A 17142-nucleotide genomic window follows, 5' to 3' on the forward strand; every position below is an offset into this window, starting at 1 on the left:
ACTTTTTTTGAATCAGGAGAGCCCCCAGTGCCATACGTAGTGGTTTTGCAGGCATTCCACAATCAGAAGGAAACAGATCTGCATACACAGCTTCTATTTCATCCCAGGGAATCATAGCAGCTTTTTTTATCCATTTATTCTCTGGATCAAGTTTTAGACCCATTGGCTGATTGAAATCTCCGAGACTAAACTGATGATTTTGATTTTTCTTATACATGGGATTCTCCGCGAAAAGTGCAAGGTTTTTGAGAAATTATGATGTAATTCCTTGCATCAATTATCTCACGTATAGGCAAAAAAGTCAGCAATTTCAAGGCATTTTAGTTCTTGAGCATACACTAATTACATGAGGCTTCTCTGTAGAAGTCCATGATTCAACTTCTTTTCCGTCCTCGTTTGTGATCTTAAGCTTTGCTCCGGGGAGTTCTTTACCGTTTGTAATATCTGTCTTACGGATTGAAATCTCTGATGCAGATGCAATCTCTTCTTTAAGAGGTGCATCATACATGATTACGCTTTCAGCTACTTTTCCGTCTACTACTTCAAACTCAATATCTTCAGCAAGATCATAGCCTTCTGGTGCAGTTATCTCTTCAAGTGTGTAGAATCCGTCCTTAAGGTCCTTAATGATGTGTGGTGTTTTCTTTGAGGTCCAGCTCTCAACTACATCACCATCCTCGTCATAGAGCACAAGGAATGCACGGCTAAGTTCTTCCTTTGTTGTGGCATCCTTCTTTGAGATTGGGATTTCGTTATTTATTTCCTCTTCCTCTTTTTCCTTTACAGTAAGAGTGTGCTCTACTGTGGTTGTTGATGAAGTAAGTACGTTCTGGTGTTTTGAATCAGTTACATAGAAGCTGAGTGCAACGTCTTCTGTTGTGAATTTAATCTCTGTAGGCTCAGAATCGCTTACAAAACAGATCTTTGTGCCTGTTGTGAACTCGTCACTTCCGTTTACTGTAATGCCTTCTGTTGTGAGCTTAAGTGTGTGGTCTGCATCATCAGATGCTGTCACAGTTACTTCATTTGACATATATGTGCCGTCATCCTGAAGTGTGAATACTATATCCTCATCCGCATTGAATGATACATTTCCTCTTTCTGCAGTATCATTCTGAATTGCATTGAGAAGAGCATTTCTGTAAGCAGCCACCTTTGCTTCGGTAAATACATATCCGTCGATACCCTTTATCTCTGATGGCTCATGCGCTCCATCTGTTACAAACCTATATAAAAGGCTTGATACAACATTAAGAGCCGCATCGCCATTCTCAAATGACCCCTTCACAGAATCATAGCTTACACCGAGTACTTCTTCAAAAAGCCCGGTCTGGTCGTTAGGAACACCGTAGTACATGAGTTTCTTCACATTGTTGTACTGGCTTTCAGATAGTCCGCTGGATGAAAGGGTGTAACCGTTCTTGCTATTAACTCGTCCTGGCATCCATCTGTCGTAGTTATAACAGAAACCTATCTCGTCATTAACGTAGAAAACGGCTTCGCCTTGATCGTAGAATGAGAACACTACATCCTTTATCATCTCATCCGGAAGATTACCACGGATGTCCTCATACTGATCAATACTTGTGAATCATAAAACCTCCAACCGCAGTGTTTCCATAATCATGGAAGATTTTGGAACTTCGTATGCATATTCTTCTATGGTAGGGATATCCAAATCATATATTATATCTCTGTAATTTCGAATTAACTCTTTATAATAGTCAAAGGGTATTTTTTTCTTGTGCCGGATCAATTCGACAATAAGACGTTCCCTGGAATAAATGCGTATGGAACACCCCTCTCTGTCCATTGCTGTCAAGCCAAGCTCAAGAAGGTCTTTCTGCTCAAATATCTGGACAACCCTTTCATCTGCAATCTTCGTGGCGTCCCTGTCTGTAGCCAAATAAAATTTTTCAGGGATCACATCCGTCAAGTCATAGTAGTAAAAAGCACTGTTCATCGTAAAAATAGCATCCGGATATTTCCTAGATATTACAGCAAGAGCAGGCACATACTCTTTATCTGAATAAATACCACTTTCCTGTTTATAAAGCTGTCCTGTTTTAACTGCTTTATTTACAAGATATTTAGATCCATATTCATTTACACACTCGGCATATGTAAATATCATCCTTGTCCTCCGCAATTCTATATTATTTGCGTATGTTCAGGTAAATATTATCACAGTTGCACCTTTTAATCAACCAACAGAACAGTAAACATAAATACTGCATAGTCCTTGCTAATCTTGTAATGGCAAATGATCTCTATTTACCATTTTAATATCTTCTAATAGTCTTCTCTGGATAGTTCACATCCTTTTGAATGTCATTCTCAGATTTAAGCATCAATAGTTGTAGTTAAGAGTCAGCTTCTTGTCCTTCATTCCGTTCGTTGTACGGATTGAAATCTCGTTTGTTCTCTTAGCTGTACCGAAGTATCCAAGGACATCGTTAGGGATGATCTCTGCGTCATCACCACTATTGCTACCATGACCATCATCACCGCCTGATGGATTATCGTAAGGCTCCCGATCAGTGTTACGGATCTTCTTCCACTGTGCGCGGAGTGTAATGGATTCTGAAAGGTCAGATATGACAGCACCGTTCTTGTAGAATGTACCGAACATGTCCTGCTTTGTCGGATTCTCGATATAGAAAGTCGGAGTCTCGACATTATAGTAAAGCTTCTTATAATCAATCCTACCGCCGTTAAGGTTGTAGGTGAGGGGTTCTTTTGTTATTATTTTTTTTTCGAGATTTTTTGTAAAAAAATTCTGGCTCCGCCAAAGGGAGCCAGAATTTGAAAAAGTTATTCTTTTGTTTAGCTTTTCTCATACCTTGCCGAACGTAACCTGTAAATAGGAAGTAACAAGAGATAGAATGAAGCAAATATTGCTGTTGAAGGTGCACCTACTGTGGCCAAAGGAACAGCTCCGGCTATTGACCATGGAATTAATGGTGCGATAACGACTGCTGTATCTTCCAGATCAACAGCGAGTTTATCCTTTTCTTTATATAGTCCGCTGCAAAGCTGATTACAGAGAAGGATTGTAAGGGTCTGGTTGCATGCAATTATAGCTGAACCAATTGAGGAACAGAATAATGCAGTGAAGCGGTTAGTTTTACCGGCCAGGGAGGAAACTGAATGTTTTACGTTATCAAGGAGCCCTGTCCTATTAAAGATATCTGAATAAGATGATGATATGCAGACTATTAATCCGCTCTTCAGCATTGAAAGCACGCCTCCACCGCTCAGCATGGAAGAAAGAGCCTCATCCTTTGGAGTGAAACCTGTTAGTGCAGTATGTAATATCTCAATGAAAGATATATTTTGTACAAAAAGGCAGATAGGTATTGCAGAAAGAATGCTTAGTCCCATGGCGATCTTAACATTAACATGTAAAATGATAAGAAGCATAATGGTGACTGCAGGAATGACGGTAATCCATTCGAGCCGGAAGGATGTTGAAAACATATCTTTTAGATCCATAATGGGACCTTCAGCGGAAACGGATGAACCTATCGCAAAATATATAACGCAAGCTGCAATGAAAGGTATTAAGGAAGTACGGATCATTCCGCGGATATTCTTATAGATATCTGTTCCGGTGATCCCTGCAACAAGTAATGCACTTGTTGATACAGGTGAACATCTGTCACCGAAAAAAGCACCTGATAAGACAGCACCTCCGGTCAGCATCGGACTTACTCCCATTGTGGAACCCATGGAGGCACAGATCACACCCATTGTTGCTGATGTTCCGAAGGATGTTCCGGTCAGAACCGAGAGTCCGCTGTTAAGAAGAAAAGTCATAAGAAGAAAAATGGATGGTCTAATAAGGGTTGAAGCCTTAGAGACAATAAAAGGAATGGTTCCTGAAGCCCTCCAGAGTGCAGTCATCACACCTATAAGGATAAAAGTAATCAATATATTACTAACGGTTTTGATCCCATTGATAGCCATGGATATTAGAGACTTCCAGGAAAATCCTTTATGTCTTCCGTAAAGCATGAACAGAATAAGCCCTGCCAAAAGAGCACAGATTATTGAAATATTCAGCGATATACAAAGCAAAAGACTTATGCAGAATAGTCCTAGCACTATATATTCCATAAGGTCACATCTCCATCAGTTTGAGTTATTCCCAAGGCTTAATGACATTGAAAGTTAAATATATGGTAAAATATACATTATTTCTGTTCATATTGATAGAGGTTCCAATCAGCCATTAGATTATCTGTTTACTTACGATAATGACGGTTATCTTTCCAGGATCACGCAGCTTCACTATGATGATAATTTCAGCGGATTCATGGATATGATCTATGAGACTATTGGCTGAAAACAATATGATAAACCAATGATAAAAGCCTTACGAAGATGAATGACTCTTCGTAAGGCTTTTGATATTTATTAGTCTTATCAATAATACGATTATTATCTTCCTAAAGCTGCCTGACCGCCGTCCATTGTGACGAGTGAACCGGTGATATGGCTTGAAATATCTGATGCAAGGAACAGAGCGAGATCTGCAACTTCTTCAGGTTTTGCATAGCGCTTATCAGGATATGCGGCAGCAAAGATCTTCATAGCTTCTTCCTTCGATACATTCTCACCAAGTGCCTGCTTTTCAAGCTTTGTCATCATAGGGGTGTCGATAGGTCCGGGTCCTATGCAGTTAATATGGATTCCCATTTCGGCAACTTCAAGAGCCGCGCACTTTGATATACCGAAAACGGCATGCTTAGAAGAAACATATGCTGACATAGTGGCAGCACCTGTAATAGATCCTTGTGAAGAGATATTAACAATAGCGCCGTGCTTCTGCTTCTTCATCTGCTGAAGGGCATATTTCATTCCAAACAGAGGTCCGAATACATTTATGTTGTATACAGCCATCATGTTGTCTACTGTCTGCTCATCTACAGGGATGCTCTTTCCTTCGTATCCGGCATTATTTACCTGGACATCAAGAGAACCAAAATGTTCTACGGTCTTTTCAACCATATCCTTTATCTGATCTTCTTTTGAAACATCAACAACAAATGTGAGAAGATGATCCGGAGCAATGTCGAGTGTTGGAACCAGTTTGTCGAGCTTCTCCTGCTTTGTAGAAGAAATTGCAAGTTTGCAACCCTCTGCAGCAAAAGCTCTTACCAAAGATTCACCTACGCCGCCTGTTGAACCGGTTATCATGACTACCTTATCTTTTAATTTAAGATCCATTTTTCGTTTCTCCTTTCAAACGTTTCTTATAGTAGTTAGTTTAGCATAACCATACACAATGTACAATTTAGATTCTTTTGGTGTTGATTTAATTATGGTTTGGGTTACATGAATCCTACTCCGTCATTACATTTGATTTTTAATCTTTAGGATTTGCAGGCTTCCCTGTAAATCCTGTTGAAATATATCATTTCTGCTATTCCTGTGATAGTCCATGAAAAAATATACAGAAGGTAAAGTGACGTTACTGTTTTAAAATATGCAAATACAGTAAAAATCCAAATAATACGGAACACACAGGAACCAAGAATAACTATAACAGTTGGGATGAAGCTCTTTCCAAGACCTCGAGATGCCGCAATGGAATCATCCATAAACGCAGAAAAGCCATAGGATAAAGCCATTATGGAAAGACGGTACATTCCGGTTTCGACAACCGCCTGATCAGTAGTGAATATCCTTAGGAACGGAACTCCAAATATATACAGGCTTAAACCAATGATACTTCCTATTACAAAACTATAGAAAAGACTTATGTGATAAGTTTTTTTGACACGATCCATTAGACCTGCACCATAATTTTGTCCGATGAAGCTTGCTCCGGCTGTGTAAAATGCAGCCATTACATCATAATCAAGCCCGTCTGCATTCTGCGCTGCGGCTGCTCCGGCAACTGTAATTGCATCGAAGGTATTTACTCCGTACTGAACAAAAAGATTAGCAATTTGGAAAATAGCATTAGCTAAACCTGAAGTCAAACTTATGGGAAGAATACGCATTGCAATCTTCCTGTCAAAATTCGCAAAACTTAAGTCTAAGCCGATCATTGCTTTCTCACGAATGATGGAAAACAAAATGCAGAAGGCAGAAAAATACTGTGAGATCACACTTGCAAGTGCAACACCCACCACATCCAGGTTCATGACTATTACAAAGTAAAGATTAAGCAGAATATTAATGAAACCTGATATAGTAAGTAACATCAAAGGCTTACGGGTATTACCGGCTGCGCTGTATGTAGCATTACCGAAGTTAAAGATTGCAAGTGCCGGAATACCGAGAAAATATATGCTCAGATACTTCATCGCCCCAGGTAGTAAAGATGACTTGGTTTTGAGCAATGATAAAACCCATATCTTTGTCACTTCACTGAACAGCATCGTAAAAAGACCTATAATCAGACATAGGGCGAATGCGGTGAACACTGCTCTTTTCACTGCTTCATTTTTGCCTTTGCCTATCGTATAAGCCACGGTAACATTTACACCGTTTGCAATGCCGATAATAAAGGTTGTATATAGTGTCACCAGCGTGGTTGTGGATCCCACAGCACCTAGTGCAATCGGTCCCGCAAATCTTCCGACAACTGCAATATCAGAGATATTGAAAAGGATCTGCAGCAAATTAGATGCTATAAGCGGAAGGCTGAACATCAATATTCCGCTCCAAAGAGGGACTTTTGTTAGATTTTTCGTTGTGTTTGATCTGTTTCCCATTTTGTGTGCTTCCAAGACCCATTTAATACTATACTTACGACTAAAGTCACGAGTGTACGGCAACAAACCATTAATCGGGGAGGGTTTTAACCGTCCCCGATTGAAATTTATCTTATAAAATTCGTCTTTATCTTATCAACCTTTTCGGGCTCCTCAACTCCTGCCTTCTTTCCGGCCTCTATACACTTGAGAATCCAGGCCATGTTCTTTCCGAGTACGTGCATGGTCTGTATGCCCTCCTTATCCTGCATGACCTCTGAAGGTACATTTCCGTGAACCATTGGCCAGTAATTGGTTGTAACGAGAGGCATCTCCGAATACTGAAGATATTTATTCAGTACATCCAGTGTTGCTGTGGTACCTGCACGGCGGGCTGAAGCGATGGCTGCTGCCGGCTTGTGTCTGAGAACCTGTGATCCTGCCCCGAAGAAACGGTCAAGGAACGCAATCACCTCACCTGACGGTGATGCATAGTAAACAGGAGAACCGATGATAAGTCCTTCTGACTCCTTCATCTTTTCAATTGCCACCTGGACCATCTCATTAACCTTGCCATCCACGGCATCCTTGCCCACATGGAAAATCTCTGTGTCGATGCCTTCTGCATTAAGCTCCTTTGCAATCTCTGATAATGCTGTAAATGTACATCCCGCTGCATTTCTGCTTCCGTTGATCATTAATACTTTCATGAAATACCTCCTGTTTATAAGCATGTTTTCGCTGTTTACTTACTACATGCGAATGCATATCTGATCGTTTTCTATTCTAAAATACAATCTGCATTTTAAACCCTATTATACAAGTTTGAGTTAATAAAACAAATCGTCCAACACCGCTTAATCTTTATTTTCAGCCATAATTAAGCAGTGTTTATCATTTGTCGCACCCTTTGCCTCTTGACTAATCCTTGTTTTCGCCTAAACTGTGATACATCATATCGTATAAATTTTATTTAAGAGGAATATATAATGCTTATAAACAGAGAACACGTACTTTCAGCTTTTGACCGTTATACATCAGCCTATGATGTTACGGATGTGAAGGTAAAACTCAAGATAGATCACACCTACAGAGTAGCAGAACTTTGCGACAAAATATCCGACTCACTTAATCTGTCTCAGGAAGACCGTGACATAGCCTGGCTTTCCGGTATGCTTCATGACATAGGCAGATTTGAGCAGTTAAGGAGATATCATACATTTTTAGATAAAATCTCCTGCAATCACGCAGAACTTAGTGCAGAGGTCTTGTTCATAGACGGAAATATCAGATTGTTCACGGAGGATTCTTCGGAAGACGAGCTCCTGGAAAAAGTCATTCGTCTTCACAATATCTACATTCTGCCGGAGGATCTAAGTGATCGGGAGCTTCTTTTTGTTAATCTCCTGAGAGATGCGGATAAGGTAGACATTATCAAGGTCAACTGCATCACACCGAGAGCAGAAATATATGACATTCCTGAAGCTGATTTCAGAGCTTCGACCATATCTCAGGATGTTTTCGAAGACATAGTCTCAGAACATAATGTTGACAGAAATCACTCAAAGACACCTGCCGACTATATCATCGGGCATATCGGTTTTGTATACGGACTGGTTTACAGACAGAGCTTCATTGAGGTCCGTCAGCAGGGCTATCTTGATGAGATGCTGGATTTCAAGAGTGATGTCGTAGACACCAAAGAGAAATTCAAAATGATAAAAGAGACCATAAACAAATACATAGACAGACACATAGAGAGTATCTGATTCCCTCTATTAACGCTATTTTTTGGAGCCTTAATATCTGATATACAGATTCAGATATTAAGGCTCCATTTTTCAAACGACATAAAAACGTCACATTTTTGATTTATATATTTTATTGTTAATTGCCGATAGTCAATTAACATATACTTAATACCTTTAAATAATGGTATTCGTTTTATAATTATTTTCACTTAAGACACTAACGGAGGATAACTATTGATAAAAAAAATACTACCTACAGCCCTGGCTGCGGTCGGCATCACTCTTAGCGGAGCCCTGACTTCCTTTGCGGCCATTCCCCTTTCGGATTTTGGCTCTTCGGTAAATCCAACCCAGATACAGGCAGTCACCAATCAGTACAATATGATCCCTGCGTCCATACGGCAGGCTTATGAGGCAAGCGGAAATGTGATTTATTTCTTTGATACCAATCCGCTTGTGGACAGTGTTCTGGGCGCCTATTCCGGTCAGGAAGGTCAGGAAGCAAAGATCATACTTACAAATCAGGACTATGGTGGGGCCGAGGCCATCACCCACGAGATGGGGCACTACTTCGACGACATTTGCATGGCAGATCAGAACGCCAAAATGAAAGTGGTTGTATACAAAGGCATTAAATTCCTGGTCACTGAGGAAGGGGACAGATTTATATCCGATACAGATGAGTTCAAGAGGATATTTGAATATGAAGTAAAATCCTCTCCCGTGTCCTCTTACGAAAAGACCGATGCCAATGAATATTTCGCCGGCGCATTCGGTCTCTACTGCACAGACCCGGACACTCTCATGGCTTATGCGCCTTATACCTACAATTACATCGACAAACTGGTGAAGGATTTCACTGAGCTCTATCCGGCATCCGCAGAAAACATCGCCCTGACAGTAACTATTCCCGCCACCATTGACGAAATCACCGGCGGAGCCACAGTTTCAGGCCTTTATATTAATAACGGTTCTTCTGCCAATGCTTCGGGCCAGACATCATATCAGGATCCGACAACTGCCGAAGTCCAGAGTGCCAGAGCTATCGGAAACGTCACTCAGGTGTCAGGCGTGTCCTCTAACGGAACCTCCTACACCGGCTATACCAATGCCAACATCGAAACAGAGGAAGGTGCTGCCAGAACAAACGAAACAGTTGAAAATGCCGTGTCTGCCGCTTCACAGGGAGAAGGCACCACAACCGTAGTGAATGCTGACGGGTCTGTCACGACAACAACCGTAAAGTCCACCCCTTACGGCACTTTGGTTTCGGTAGTTACTACATATCAAAGTTCATATTGATTTTTCTAATCCAAAAGAGCAAGGGCGTTCACCCTTGCTCTTTCTGTTTAATGACTGTTAGATAACCTTCCAACTGAGGCATATGCAGGTCCGAGTGGTCGGACATCCATTTGAATGCGTTGAGCTGAGTTGTGAAAAATCATAATCCACCGGGGACGATTCTCGCCGGCGAAAACCGTCCCCGGTGGACTCATCTTAAACTAAGATCAAATAACACTACGCATCTCAGTCCCAACAGAATTCATGCTGATCATCACACTGAAAACGAGAATCGTAACCAACACTATGTGCACCAGCGGATACATCGCCCTTCTGTTCATCCCCGGAAGCTGTTTTCTCTCCCAAAGGCTAAGGATCGGCAGAAAATAAGTCATATATACAAACCTATTGCTGTATACTAGTCCTCCCATCATCTCCGGTCTTTTCTCGAGATCTTTTATATCCATATAGCCGAAGATAAACACCAGGGCCTCAAAAATCAGAAATGTGTTAGCCAGATTGAATTCCATATTGTCTCTCAACACCAGCCAGTGATATGCCAATGCCAGCACTCCGGGAACAACCGCCTGAAGCCAGACGTACTTTTCCTTCTTTAGTTCTGCTGTAAAACCTCCGACTGTACCCTTAGCATTGTGTACTCCTCCGTCAAATGCTCCTGTGCCTGACGCATCCGAAGTACTGAACCCACCGGCACCTGACGTATTTGTCGAACCAAATCCTCCCGCTGTCTGGTGTTTTCTTCTCTTTATGGTTCTTCCGCATCCCGGACACTTATCCGCCTCATCCGGTACGTCACTTCCGCAATTGGTGCATACCCTCATGGGTTTAATTCTTATGATCGGATTCCCGCACTTCGGGCAATTAATCGTATGTGCGTCTATATCAGCTCCGCATTTAGGACAATTCATTTCAAACCTCGTTTGTTGCTTAATTCCAAAAGTATATATATAACTAAATATCTGCTTTATAACCCACTTATTGTACTACATGAAACATAAAGATAATACACCTTACTTATTTATTCAGATATTACCTAAATTACTAAGATCTGCCGGAGCCAAGAACCGGACAGAGCCGGCGGGCATCCGTTTATATGCGTTAAGCGAGGACGAGAAAAATCAAAATAATCCCCCTTAGAACCACTTGGATCTCTTTTTCCTTAGCACCCTCGCCAAGTCAGATTTTTCATAAAGAAAATATCTGACATTGGCGAGGGCCTAGTGGTTCTTAGGGGGCTTGTTTTAGATTTTTCCGCCGCAAGCGCCTCGCATATAAACGGATGCCCGCCGGCTCCGGACTACCTATATCCGATAATATTACTTGTTATCAGCTGTTGCAGCCTTAGCAGCTGTACGTCCTGATACGAAGATTTCTGTGATAGCGTTACCGCCGAGACGGTTACCACCATGGATACCTCCGGTTACCTCACCTGCTGCGTAGAGACCAGGGATAACATTGCCGTCCTTATCAAGAACATGACGGTCAACGTCAACCTTGATACCACCCATTGTGTGGTGCGTTGAAGGAGCAAGAAGACGTACACGAAGCTTAGCATCATCAAGGTTGTATGTATCAGTCTTGTATGATCCATCATCGTTCTTCTCTGCATCACCGATAAGAGCTGAGAACTGCTTCTTTGTAACATCCTTAGGCTGTGTTCCTGTCATGATAGCCTGATCGTAATCCTTGATTGTCTCGATCACAGCGTCAGCATCGGTATCGAAACCAATCTCCTTGAAGAGATCAGCGAGCTCGCCGATAGTTCTTACATACTGTCTGCCTTCAACGTCCTCATCCTTGTATGGATATGGTCCAGGGATAGGAACTGCTGCATTAGCAATCTCGATGAATACGCCCTTGTGGCCCTTCCACTCGATACCATTCTTGAACTCGCCAAGAGAAAGAACGTCACGCTCAGAAGTCTCATCTACGAAACGGTTACCTGTTGTAGGGTTAATGTAGATAGCATAATCTCCGCCACCGAATGCAAGATCACCATCATCTACCCAAGAGATAGGCATAAGCTGTGTGAAGCCTTCACCTGTTGTATCGGCACCTGCTGCCTCAGCCATCTTGATACCATCACCCTGAAGTGATGAACGGTTTGTTGTCTCAAGCTTATCATTGAGATATTCACTTGACCAGTACTCGTTGGTCTCAACAACCTTAGCGATATTTGCGGCGAAACCACCGGTTGAAAGGATAACACCCTTTGTTGCATGAGCAACTACAGGAGTTCCATCATACATTGTAGCCTTAACGCCTGTTACACGACCGTCTTCAACGATAAGCTCTTCAGCTGTTGTACGTGTCATGATCTTGTTTGCTTCGTTAGCATTCTTGAAAGATGTCATAGGAGCCATGAAGTATGTTCCCCATCTTCCGCCGTACTCTTCTGTCTTTCCATCGCCATCAGCATCAACATTAGCACCGATGAACTGATTCTCTCTGTACCAAAGAGCACCGATAAGTGTAGGCTGTGTATCCTCAACGAAGGTTGAACCCATTGACTCAAGCCATGGCTTGATATCCTGACCGTCTGTGATGAACTGAGTTACGAGATCAACATCACCATAGATCCATGATGACTTGTCAGCACTCTGACGAAGTCCGCCATAGTAGGTCTGGAAGATATGAAGGTTCAGAGTTGAGAAAAGTGTAAGATCAGACTCAGGTGTTCCTGCATCAAGCTTAGGCTGTGCCCAGTCAAGATATGCCTGGATCTCTTTCTTAAGAGCCTGGAGTGTAGGAAGATAATCCTTAACTACACCGTGCTTTGAAAGCTCTTCGATATCACCGGCTACATACTCGTGATCATTGTAGTAATCAGCGTCGAACTCGTCCTCAGACCAGTTAAGGATAACCTTCAACTCATCGATACATCCCTTAACTGACTTAACCTTGTTATACTCATTTCCGTCGAAACCCTTGCCTGTAGTTGCATCAGGATCCTTCTCATCCCATACGAGATAAGGCATTACAGACTGATACTGACCACCGGATACAAGTGTGTTACCACCGACCTGAGCATTCTTCTCGATAACAAGAACTGTGTTGCCGTCCTGAGCTGCCTGAGCTGCTGCAGAGATACCTGCTCCACCTGCACCAACTACTACAACATCATAGGTCTCTTCGATAGTATCCTGTGCCTTTACTTCAAGTGCATTGTTTGTAAATGCATCCTTGTTTGTTACACCTGCCTGGTCAGCTGCATCATTAACAGCTTCCTTGATAGCTCTTGATGAGAATGTAGCACCGGAAACACTGTCAACGCCTGTTCCGTTTGCTGCAATGATATCATTGATAACGATATCGAATGCAGGAGTACCAACCTGATCTGTTTCCTTTGACTCCTTAACTTCGATAGCTGTTACGCTCTTGTCATCGAAAGTTACATCAACAGTAACTTCGCCATTGTAACCTGTTCCCTTACCTGTGTAAGTTCCGGCTGTGAATGCAAGCTCTGCATCGTTAGCTGCAGGCTGCTCACCCTTCTTGGCTGCTTCAATAGCTGCTGCAGCTGCAGTCTTAGCGGCTGTAGATGTTACTGTAGCCCCTGAAACACCATCGATCTCTGCTGACTGAGCAGTCTTGATCTGATTAGCGAGCTCTTCGAGAGCAGCTCCGCCTACCTCAGGTGTTTCCTTATCTCCTTCGACCTTTACGTCTGTTATCTCACTATCTGTTGTTGTGATAGTGACTGTCACACTTCCTCCGAAGCCCTGCTCGGAACCTGAATAAGTACCGGCAACAAAGCTTCCTCCGGCCGCCGCTTCTGTTGCCGCCTCTGTTGCTGCTTCTGTTGCAGCCGCTGTGGTTGTTGCAGGCGGTTGCTGAGCAGTACATGCTGTCATTGATGCAACAAGCCCTATGGCCATTGCGCCCTTAAAAATTCTTTTCATTCTTCTCCTCCTAGAGTATAGAATATATACTAAAATACTAATATATTTAATCATAATTAACAGTGAATATCAATTTGAAAGCGGTTACAATAGTACAACTTTTTGTGAATGATATATCATTAACCATGATATCCAAAAAATAGCCATGAATTTGAGAATTATCCCTAAATTCATGGCTATTATATACAAAAAATTATTTTCTTTTACTGTACTATTTTCGTACTAAATCATCGTTGATACTTATCCCCGCCGATAACCCGAACAAATAATAACATCAAGAGATTACAGATAAGCAGGCGAGAAAGCCAACGGTTTTAACCCTGAGAGCATATCAAAGATCACTGAATCGTTATGATAAGTCCGTGGGGAAGACATGTTATAGGGAAATCATATGTGTCGCTAGTCAAAGTACCGATGGCGATACACACCTGATTCTCGCAGTTTGATTCTATAACCTGAACAGAATCATCCTTAACCTGCATCATGTTGATATAGTGTTTTGTCTCCAGTCCCTCATCACCCATTGATGCCAATGTTGTATCCGCCGGGACTTCCGAAACCTCTCCGTCTTTTATCATATAAAGAGCGTCCTTGTTAAGCGGTGCCCTGAAGATCTCTCTGTCTACGTACTGCACTACAACCTCATACTTAGGCTTTGAGTTGTAATGACTATATGCCATCGCGCCAAAACCTATTGCAATGACAGCCGCAATTATACCAAGTAAAATAATATTTCTCTTATTCATATATTTATCCTCCGGGAGCAGGCATAAACCGAATCCGTCTAAGCAGGAATCCGTTCCGTCAACTAAGTTTGAAAGTTTACTTTCAAATCTAGTTTCTGTCAATAATCTCTGCACATCCTTGCAACTTAGAAGTCACAATTCTACATTCAAAAAAACTGTTCTTCATCCCGTTATGTATATCTACATAGTTTTGTTATGTCCTGAACCAGCATGGTGTATTCCTTTTTCTGTTCCGGAAAAAATGGCCACCTGAGAGTAGTTTCCCTGAGCCCAATACTTTCCGAAGTATACCTCTCACGTACATCTTTTATACATTGCCAGGCACCTTCAACCGGATTTTGAGGATCATACTCCGAAGCGAGAACCACCCGCTGTTTTGCTGATTCCAATATAGCTTCATTAAGAACCGGCACGAAAGCATCATCCAGTTCTTTTATATGATCATGAAAGGGTTCAGGATCTATGGGTCTGCCGCCAAGTATCTGCTCGGAAACATTACCGGCAAGAACATGCCAGCTGTATGACAGTATACTCCAGAGTTGACTGTGAAGCCCTGCCGCAACTATAAGATCATACTTGCCCTTTGGAAGTATCTCTGAAAAATCTTTTACACTTTTGTATAGCTTCTCTTCCAGCAGCCTAAGCTCGGATATGGATCTGTTGATGAAATCTTCCTCCGTAACCGTCCTTCCATTTTCAACCAGATACATATAAAGCCTGTTAAAAAAACTTTCCGTTGCTGCCTCGGTAATACCCGTCAGGCTCACGTTTATCACGCCAACTCCCGATGTACGCTCAAGTCCGTATCTTCTTACAGCTACCCCGAGCCCATCTTCATCCACATCAAATAGATCAATGCTTTTAAATCTCTGACTGATTCTTCCCAGATCTATATCATTGCAAGGCCCGGCGCCAAGAATCGCGATACTGCCGGAACGCTTATTGTCAGGATCGTTTCCTTTTAGATATCCTTCTTCCGACTGTCTTTCTTCTAACTGTCTTTCTCCCAGATATCCTTCGACCGGATATCTTTCTTTTTGATATCCTTCTTCCGGATTTTTTTCTACGCAGAGAACTATATCCGTAAGACTCTTTCTGTAAAAACTCCAGTTCTCAAACGCCCCCGGAATCCTAAATTCATTTTTAATACTCTGAAAAACGCTCATTGCTATATTGTAGCGGAATTTTTAAAAAAAGCGAGAGGCAACCGGATTTTTTCGGAATACAAATAAGGCAGCCTCGCAAGGCTGCCCATTGTAATTATTCTTTATTTTTGTCGAAGCGACCCGGTTAACCGGCTGCCCTCTGTGGCTGTTCTGCCACTTCAAGGCTCTTCTTTTCTTCGTAATCCCTGAGCGCCCTGACAGCGTGCTTTGACATCGGTATAAGCGCAATCATATTGAAGACGGTCATAAGGCCAATGCCTACATCTCCGAGATCCCATACAAAGGTATATGCCGCAAGACATCCGATGAAAAGATTCACAAGAGCTATTGCCTTATATATGGTCTGTGAAGTCCAGTTATCACCAAAAACATAGGCCACATTTGAACGGGCATAGAAAAGTATTCCCAAAAATGTGGAGAAGCAGAACAGCCAAAGAGTAACAGCGATGAAAACCACACCGGCATTACCAAAATGATATCTCATGGCTTCCTGAAGAAGATCCATACCGTTAAGTCCACTTGTGATGTTCTCCGGAACCAGAAGGATCACGAAAGCAGTGCAGCTGCATATGATGATGGTATCGATAAATACGCCAAGAGCCTGGAGAAGTCCCGACTTTACAGGATGATCCACATCCGCACTTGCCGCTGCACAGGGCGCAGAACCGGAACCTGCCTCATTGGAGAAAAGCCCTCTCTTTACACCGTTCATAAGAACTGCTCCGAAACCGCCTGCCAGAGCCTGTCTCAATCCGAAGGCTTCAGTAAATATACGGCTGAAAACCCCGGGAAGCTCTGAAATATTATTGATGATGGCAAAAAGTGTAAGGAAGATATAAAATCCCGCCATGATGGGAACGATAATGTTCAGAACCTTGACAGTAACATTCTTCCTTAAAACTATAAATGCTCCCGGTATGCAGAGAACCACTGCGGTAGCCAGAGGAGGCACGTGGAAAGCATTATCAAGAGCAGAAGAAACCGAGTTTCCCACAACCTGACTTATGCCGCACCAGCAGAGAAGTGCTGAAAGAGCAAAAAGAACAGCAACTATACTCTTTTTCTTTTTACCCGCAAGCATATGATGAATATAATAGGCAGGGCCGCCTCTGTATCCGCCGTAAAGCGGATCCTCCTCCTTATATATCTGGGCGAGGGTTGCCTCAACAAATGCAGTGGCAGAACCAATAATGGCAGCGAGCCACATCCAGAAGATAGCTCCGGCACCACCGGCGGAAACAGCCGCAACCACTCCCACGAGATTTCCCATACCAACACGTGTGGCAGTAGAAACTATAAGAGCCTCAAGACCGGATACACCGCCCTTTTTATCTTTATCAACGTTTTTCTCCATCGATACTCTGATCATCTCGGGAAACAGCCTTATGGGCAGAAATCCGGTGATGACCATGCAGTAAATACCTGCAGGTATAAGCAGAATAACCAGCAGCGACAGACCGAGAGAAGATCCTCCCGGAAGCGGGATCTTTACCAGATCTCCCCAAAGAAAATTGTAGACAAATTGAAATAACTGCATTTTATGATACCCATTCCTTTACGTTATTTGA

Annotated in this window: 13 protein-coding genes and 3 pseudogenes; 2 read left to right on the top strand and 14 right to left on the bottom strand. The window is 42.4% G+C overall.

The features are described 5' to 3' along the window. The 9 genes and pseudogenes from BLV86_RS14855 to BLV86_RS14890 form a co-directional block, all read right to left on the bottom strand. Window positions 1–217, bottom strand: a pseudogene (locus tag BLV86_RS14855) (IS5/IS1182 family transposase); the annotation flags it as partial. 117 nt (window positions 218–334) lie between these two features. Further along, window positions 335–457: pseudogene (locus tag BLV86_RS18825) on the bottom strand (SpaA isopeptide-forming pilin-related protein); the annotation flags it as partial. A gap of 75 nt (window positions 458–532) precedes the next feature. Continuing rightward, window positions 533–1540 (bottom strand): annotated as a pseudogene (locus BLV86_RS14860) (MSCRAMM family protein); the annotation flags it as partial. A 51-nt stretch (window positions 1541–1591) separates the two neighbouring features. Continuing rightward, window positions 1592–2134: a type IV toxin-antitoxin system AbiEi family antitoxin domain-containing protein gene (locus tag BLV86_RS14865; RefSeq protein ID WP_090819048.1), complete on the bottom strand. Its 543-nt coding sequence runs from the start codon at window positions 2132–2134 to the stop codon at window positions 1592–1594. Window positions 2135–2350: 216 nt separating this feature from the next. Next, entirely contained in the window at window positions 2351–2632 is a 282-nt protein-coding gene (locus BLV86_RS14870) for a hypothetical protein (RefSeq protein WP_090819051.1), read from the bottom strand. Between the two features lie 194 nt (window positions 2633–2826). Further along, on the bottom strand, window positions 2827–4119 hold the full coding sequence (locus BLV86_RS14875) for a Na+/H+ antiporter NhaC family protein (protein WP_090819054.1): 1293 nt from the start codon (window positions 4117–4119) through the stop codon (window positions 2827–2829). Window positions 4120–4443: 324 nt separating this feature from the next. Then, window positions 4444–5232, bottom strand: a complete 789-nt coding sequence (locus BLV86_RS14880; protein ID WP_090819057.1) for an SDR family NAD(P)-dependent oxidoreductase — start codon at window positions 5230–5232, stop codon at window positions 4444–4446. 146 nt (window positions 5233–5378) lie between these two features. Then, window positions 5379–6728: an MATE family efflux transporter gene (locus tag BLV86_RS14885; RefSeq protein ID WP_090819060.1), complete on the bottom strand. Its 1350-nt coding sequence runs from the start codon at window positions 6726–6728 to the stop codon at window positions 5379–5381. A gap of 107 nt (window positions 6729–6835) precedes the next feature. Next, on the bottom strand, window positions 6836–7417 hold the full coding sequence (locus tag BLV86_RS14890; RefSeq protein ID WP_031547665.1) for a flavodoxin family protein: 582 nt from the start codon (window positions 7415–7417) through the stop codon (window positions 6836–6838). 279 nt (window positions 7418–7696) lie between these two features. On the opposite strand from BLV86_RS14890, the gene BLV86_RS14895 reads away from it, so the two are divergent. Both BLV86_RS14895 and BLV86_RS14900 read left to right on the top strand, forming a co-directional pair. Further along, window positions 7697–8476 (top strand): HD domain-containing protein, encoded by a 780-nt coding sequence (locus tag BLV86_RS14895; protein ID WP_090819062.1) that lies wholly within the window; start codon window positions 7697–7699, stop codon window positions 8474–8476. A gap of 216 nt (window positions 8477–8692) precedes the next feature. Further along, window positions 8693–9760, top strand: a complete 1068-nt coding sequence (locus BLV86_RS14900) for an anthrax toxin lethal factor-related metalloendopeptidase (RefSeq protein ID WP_090819066.1) — start codon at window positions 8693–8695, stop codon at window positions 9758–9760. A gap of 206 nt (window positions 9761–9966) precedes the next feature. Here BLV86_RS14900 and BLV86_RS14905 read toward each other — a convergent pair whose 3' ends face one another. The 5 genes from BLV86_RS14905 to BLV86_RS14925 form a co-directional block, all read right to left on the bottom strand. After that, window positions 9967–10668 carry a zinc ribbon domain-containing protein gene (locus tag BLV86_RS14905; RefSeq protein ID WP_090819069.1) on the bottom strand — a complete coding sequence of 234 codons (702 nt, stop codon included), beginning with the start codon at window positions 10666–10668 and terminating at the stop codon, window positions 9967–9969. A gap of 408 nt (window positions 10669–11076) precedes the next feature. Next, window positions 11077–13662, bottom strand: coding sequence for an FAD-dependent oxidoreductase (locus tag BLV86_RS14910; RefSeq protein WP_175456581.1), 2586 nt, complete (start codon window positions 13660–13662; stop codon window positions 11077–11079). Between the two features lie 338 nt (window positions 13663–14000). Further along, on the bottom strand, window positions 14001–14408 hold the full coding sequence (locus tag BLV86_RS14915; protein WP_139297942.1) for a NusG domain II-containing protein: 408 nt from the start codon (window positions 14406–14408) through the stop codon (window positions 14001–14003). 170 nt (window positions 14409–14578) lie between these two features. Beyond that, on the bottom strand, window positions 14579–15574 hold the full coding sequence (locus BLV86_RS14920) for a hypothetical protein (RefSeq protein ID WP_090819077.1): 996 nt from the start codon (window positions 15572–15574) through the stop codon (window positions 14579–14581). A 124-nt stretch (window positions 15575–15698) separates the two neighbouring features. Next, window positions 15699–17111, bottom strand: coding sequence for an alanine/glycine:cation symporter family protein (locus BLV86_RS14925; RefSeq protein ID WP_090819080.1), 1413 nt, complete (start codon window positions 17109–17111; stop codon window positions 15699–15701). Window positions 17112–17142 lie beyond the last annotated feature (31 nt).

Source organism: Oribacterium sp. KHPX15, from assembly GCF_900107835.1.
Classification (GTDB): domain Bacteria; phylum Bacillota; class Clostridia; order Lachnospirales; family Lachnospiraceae; genus Oribacterium.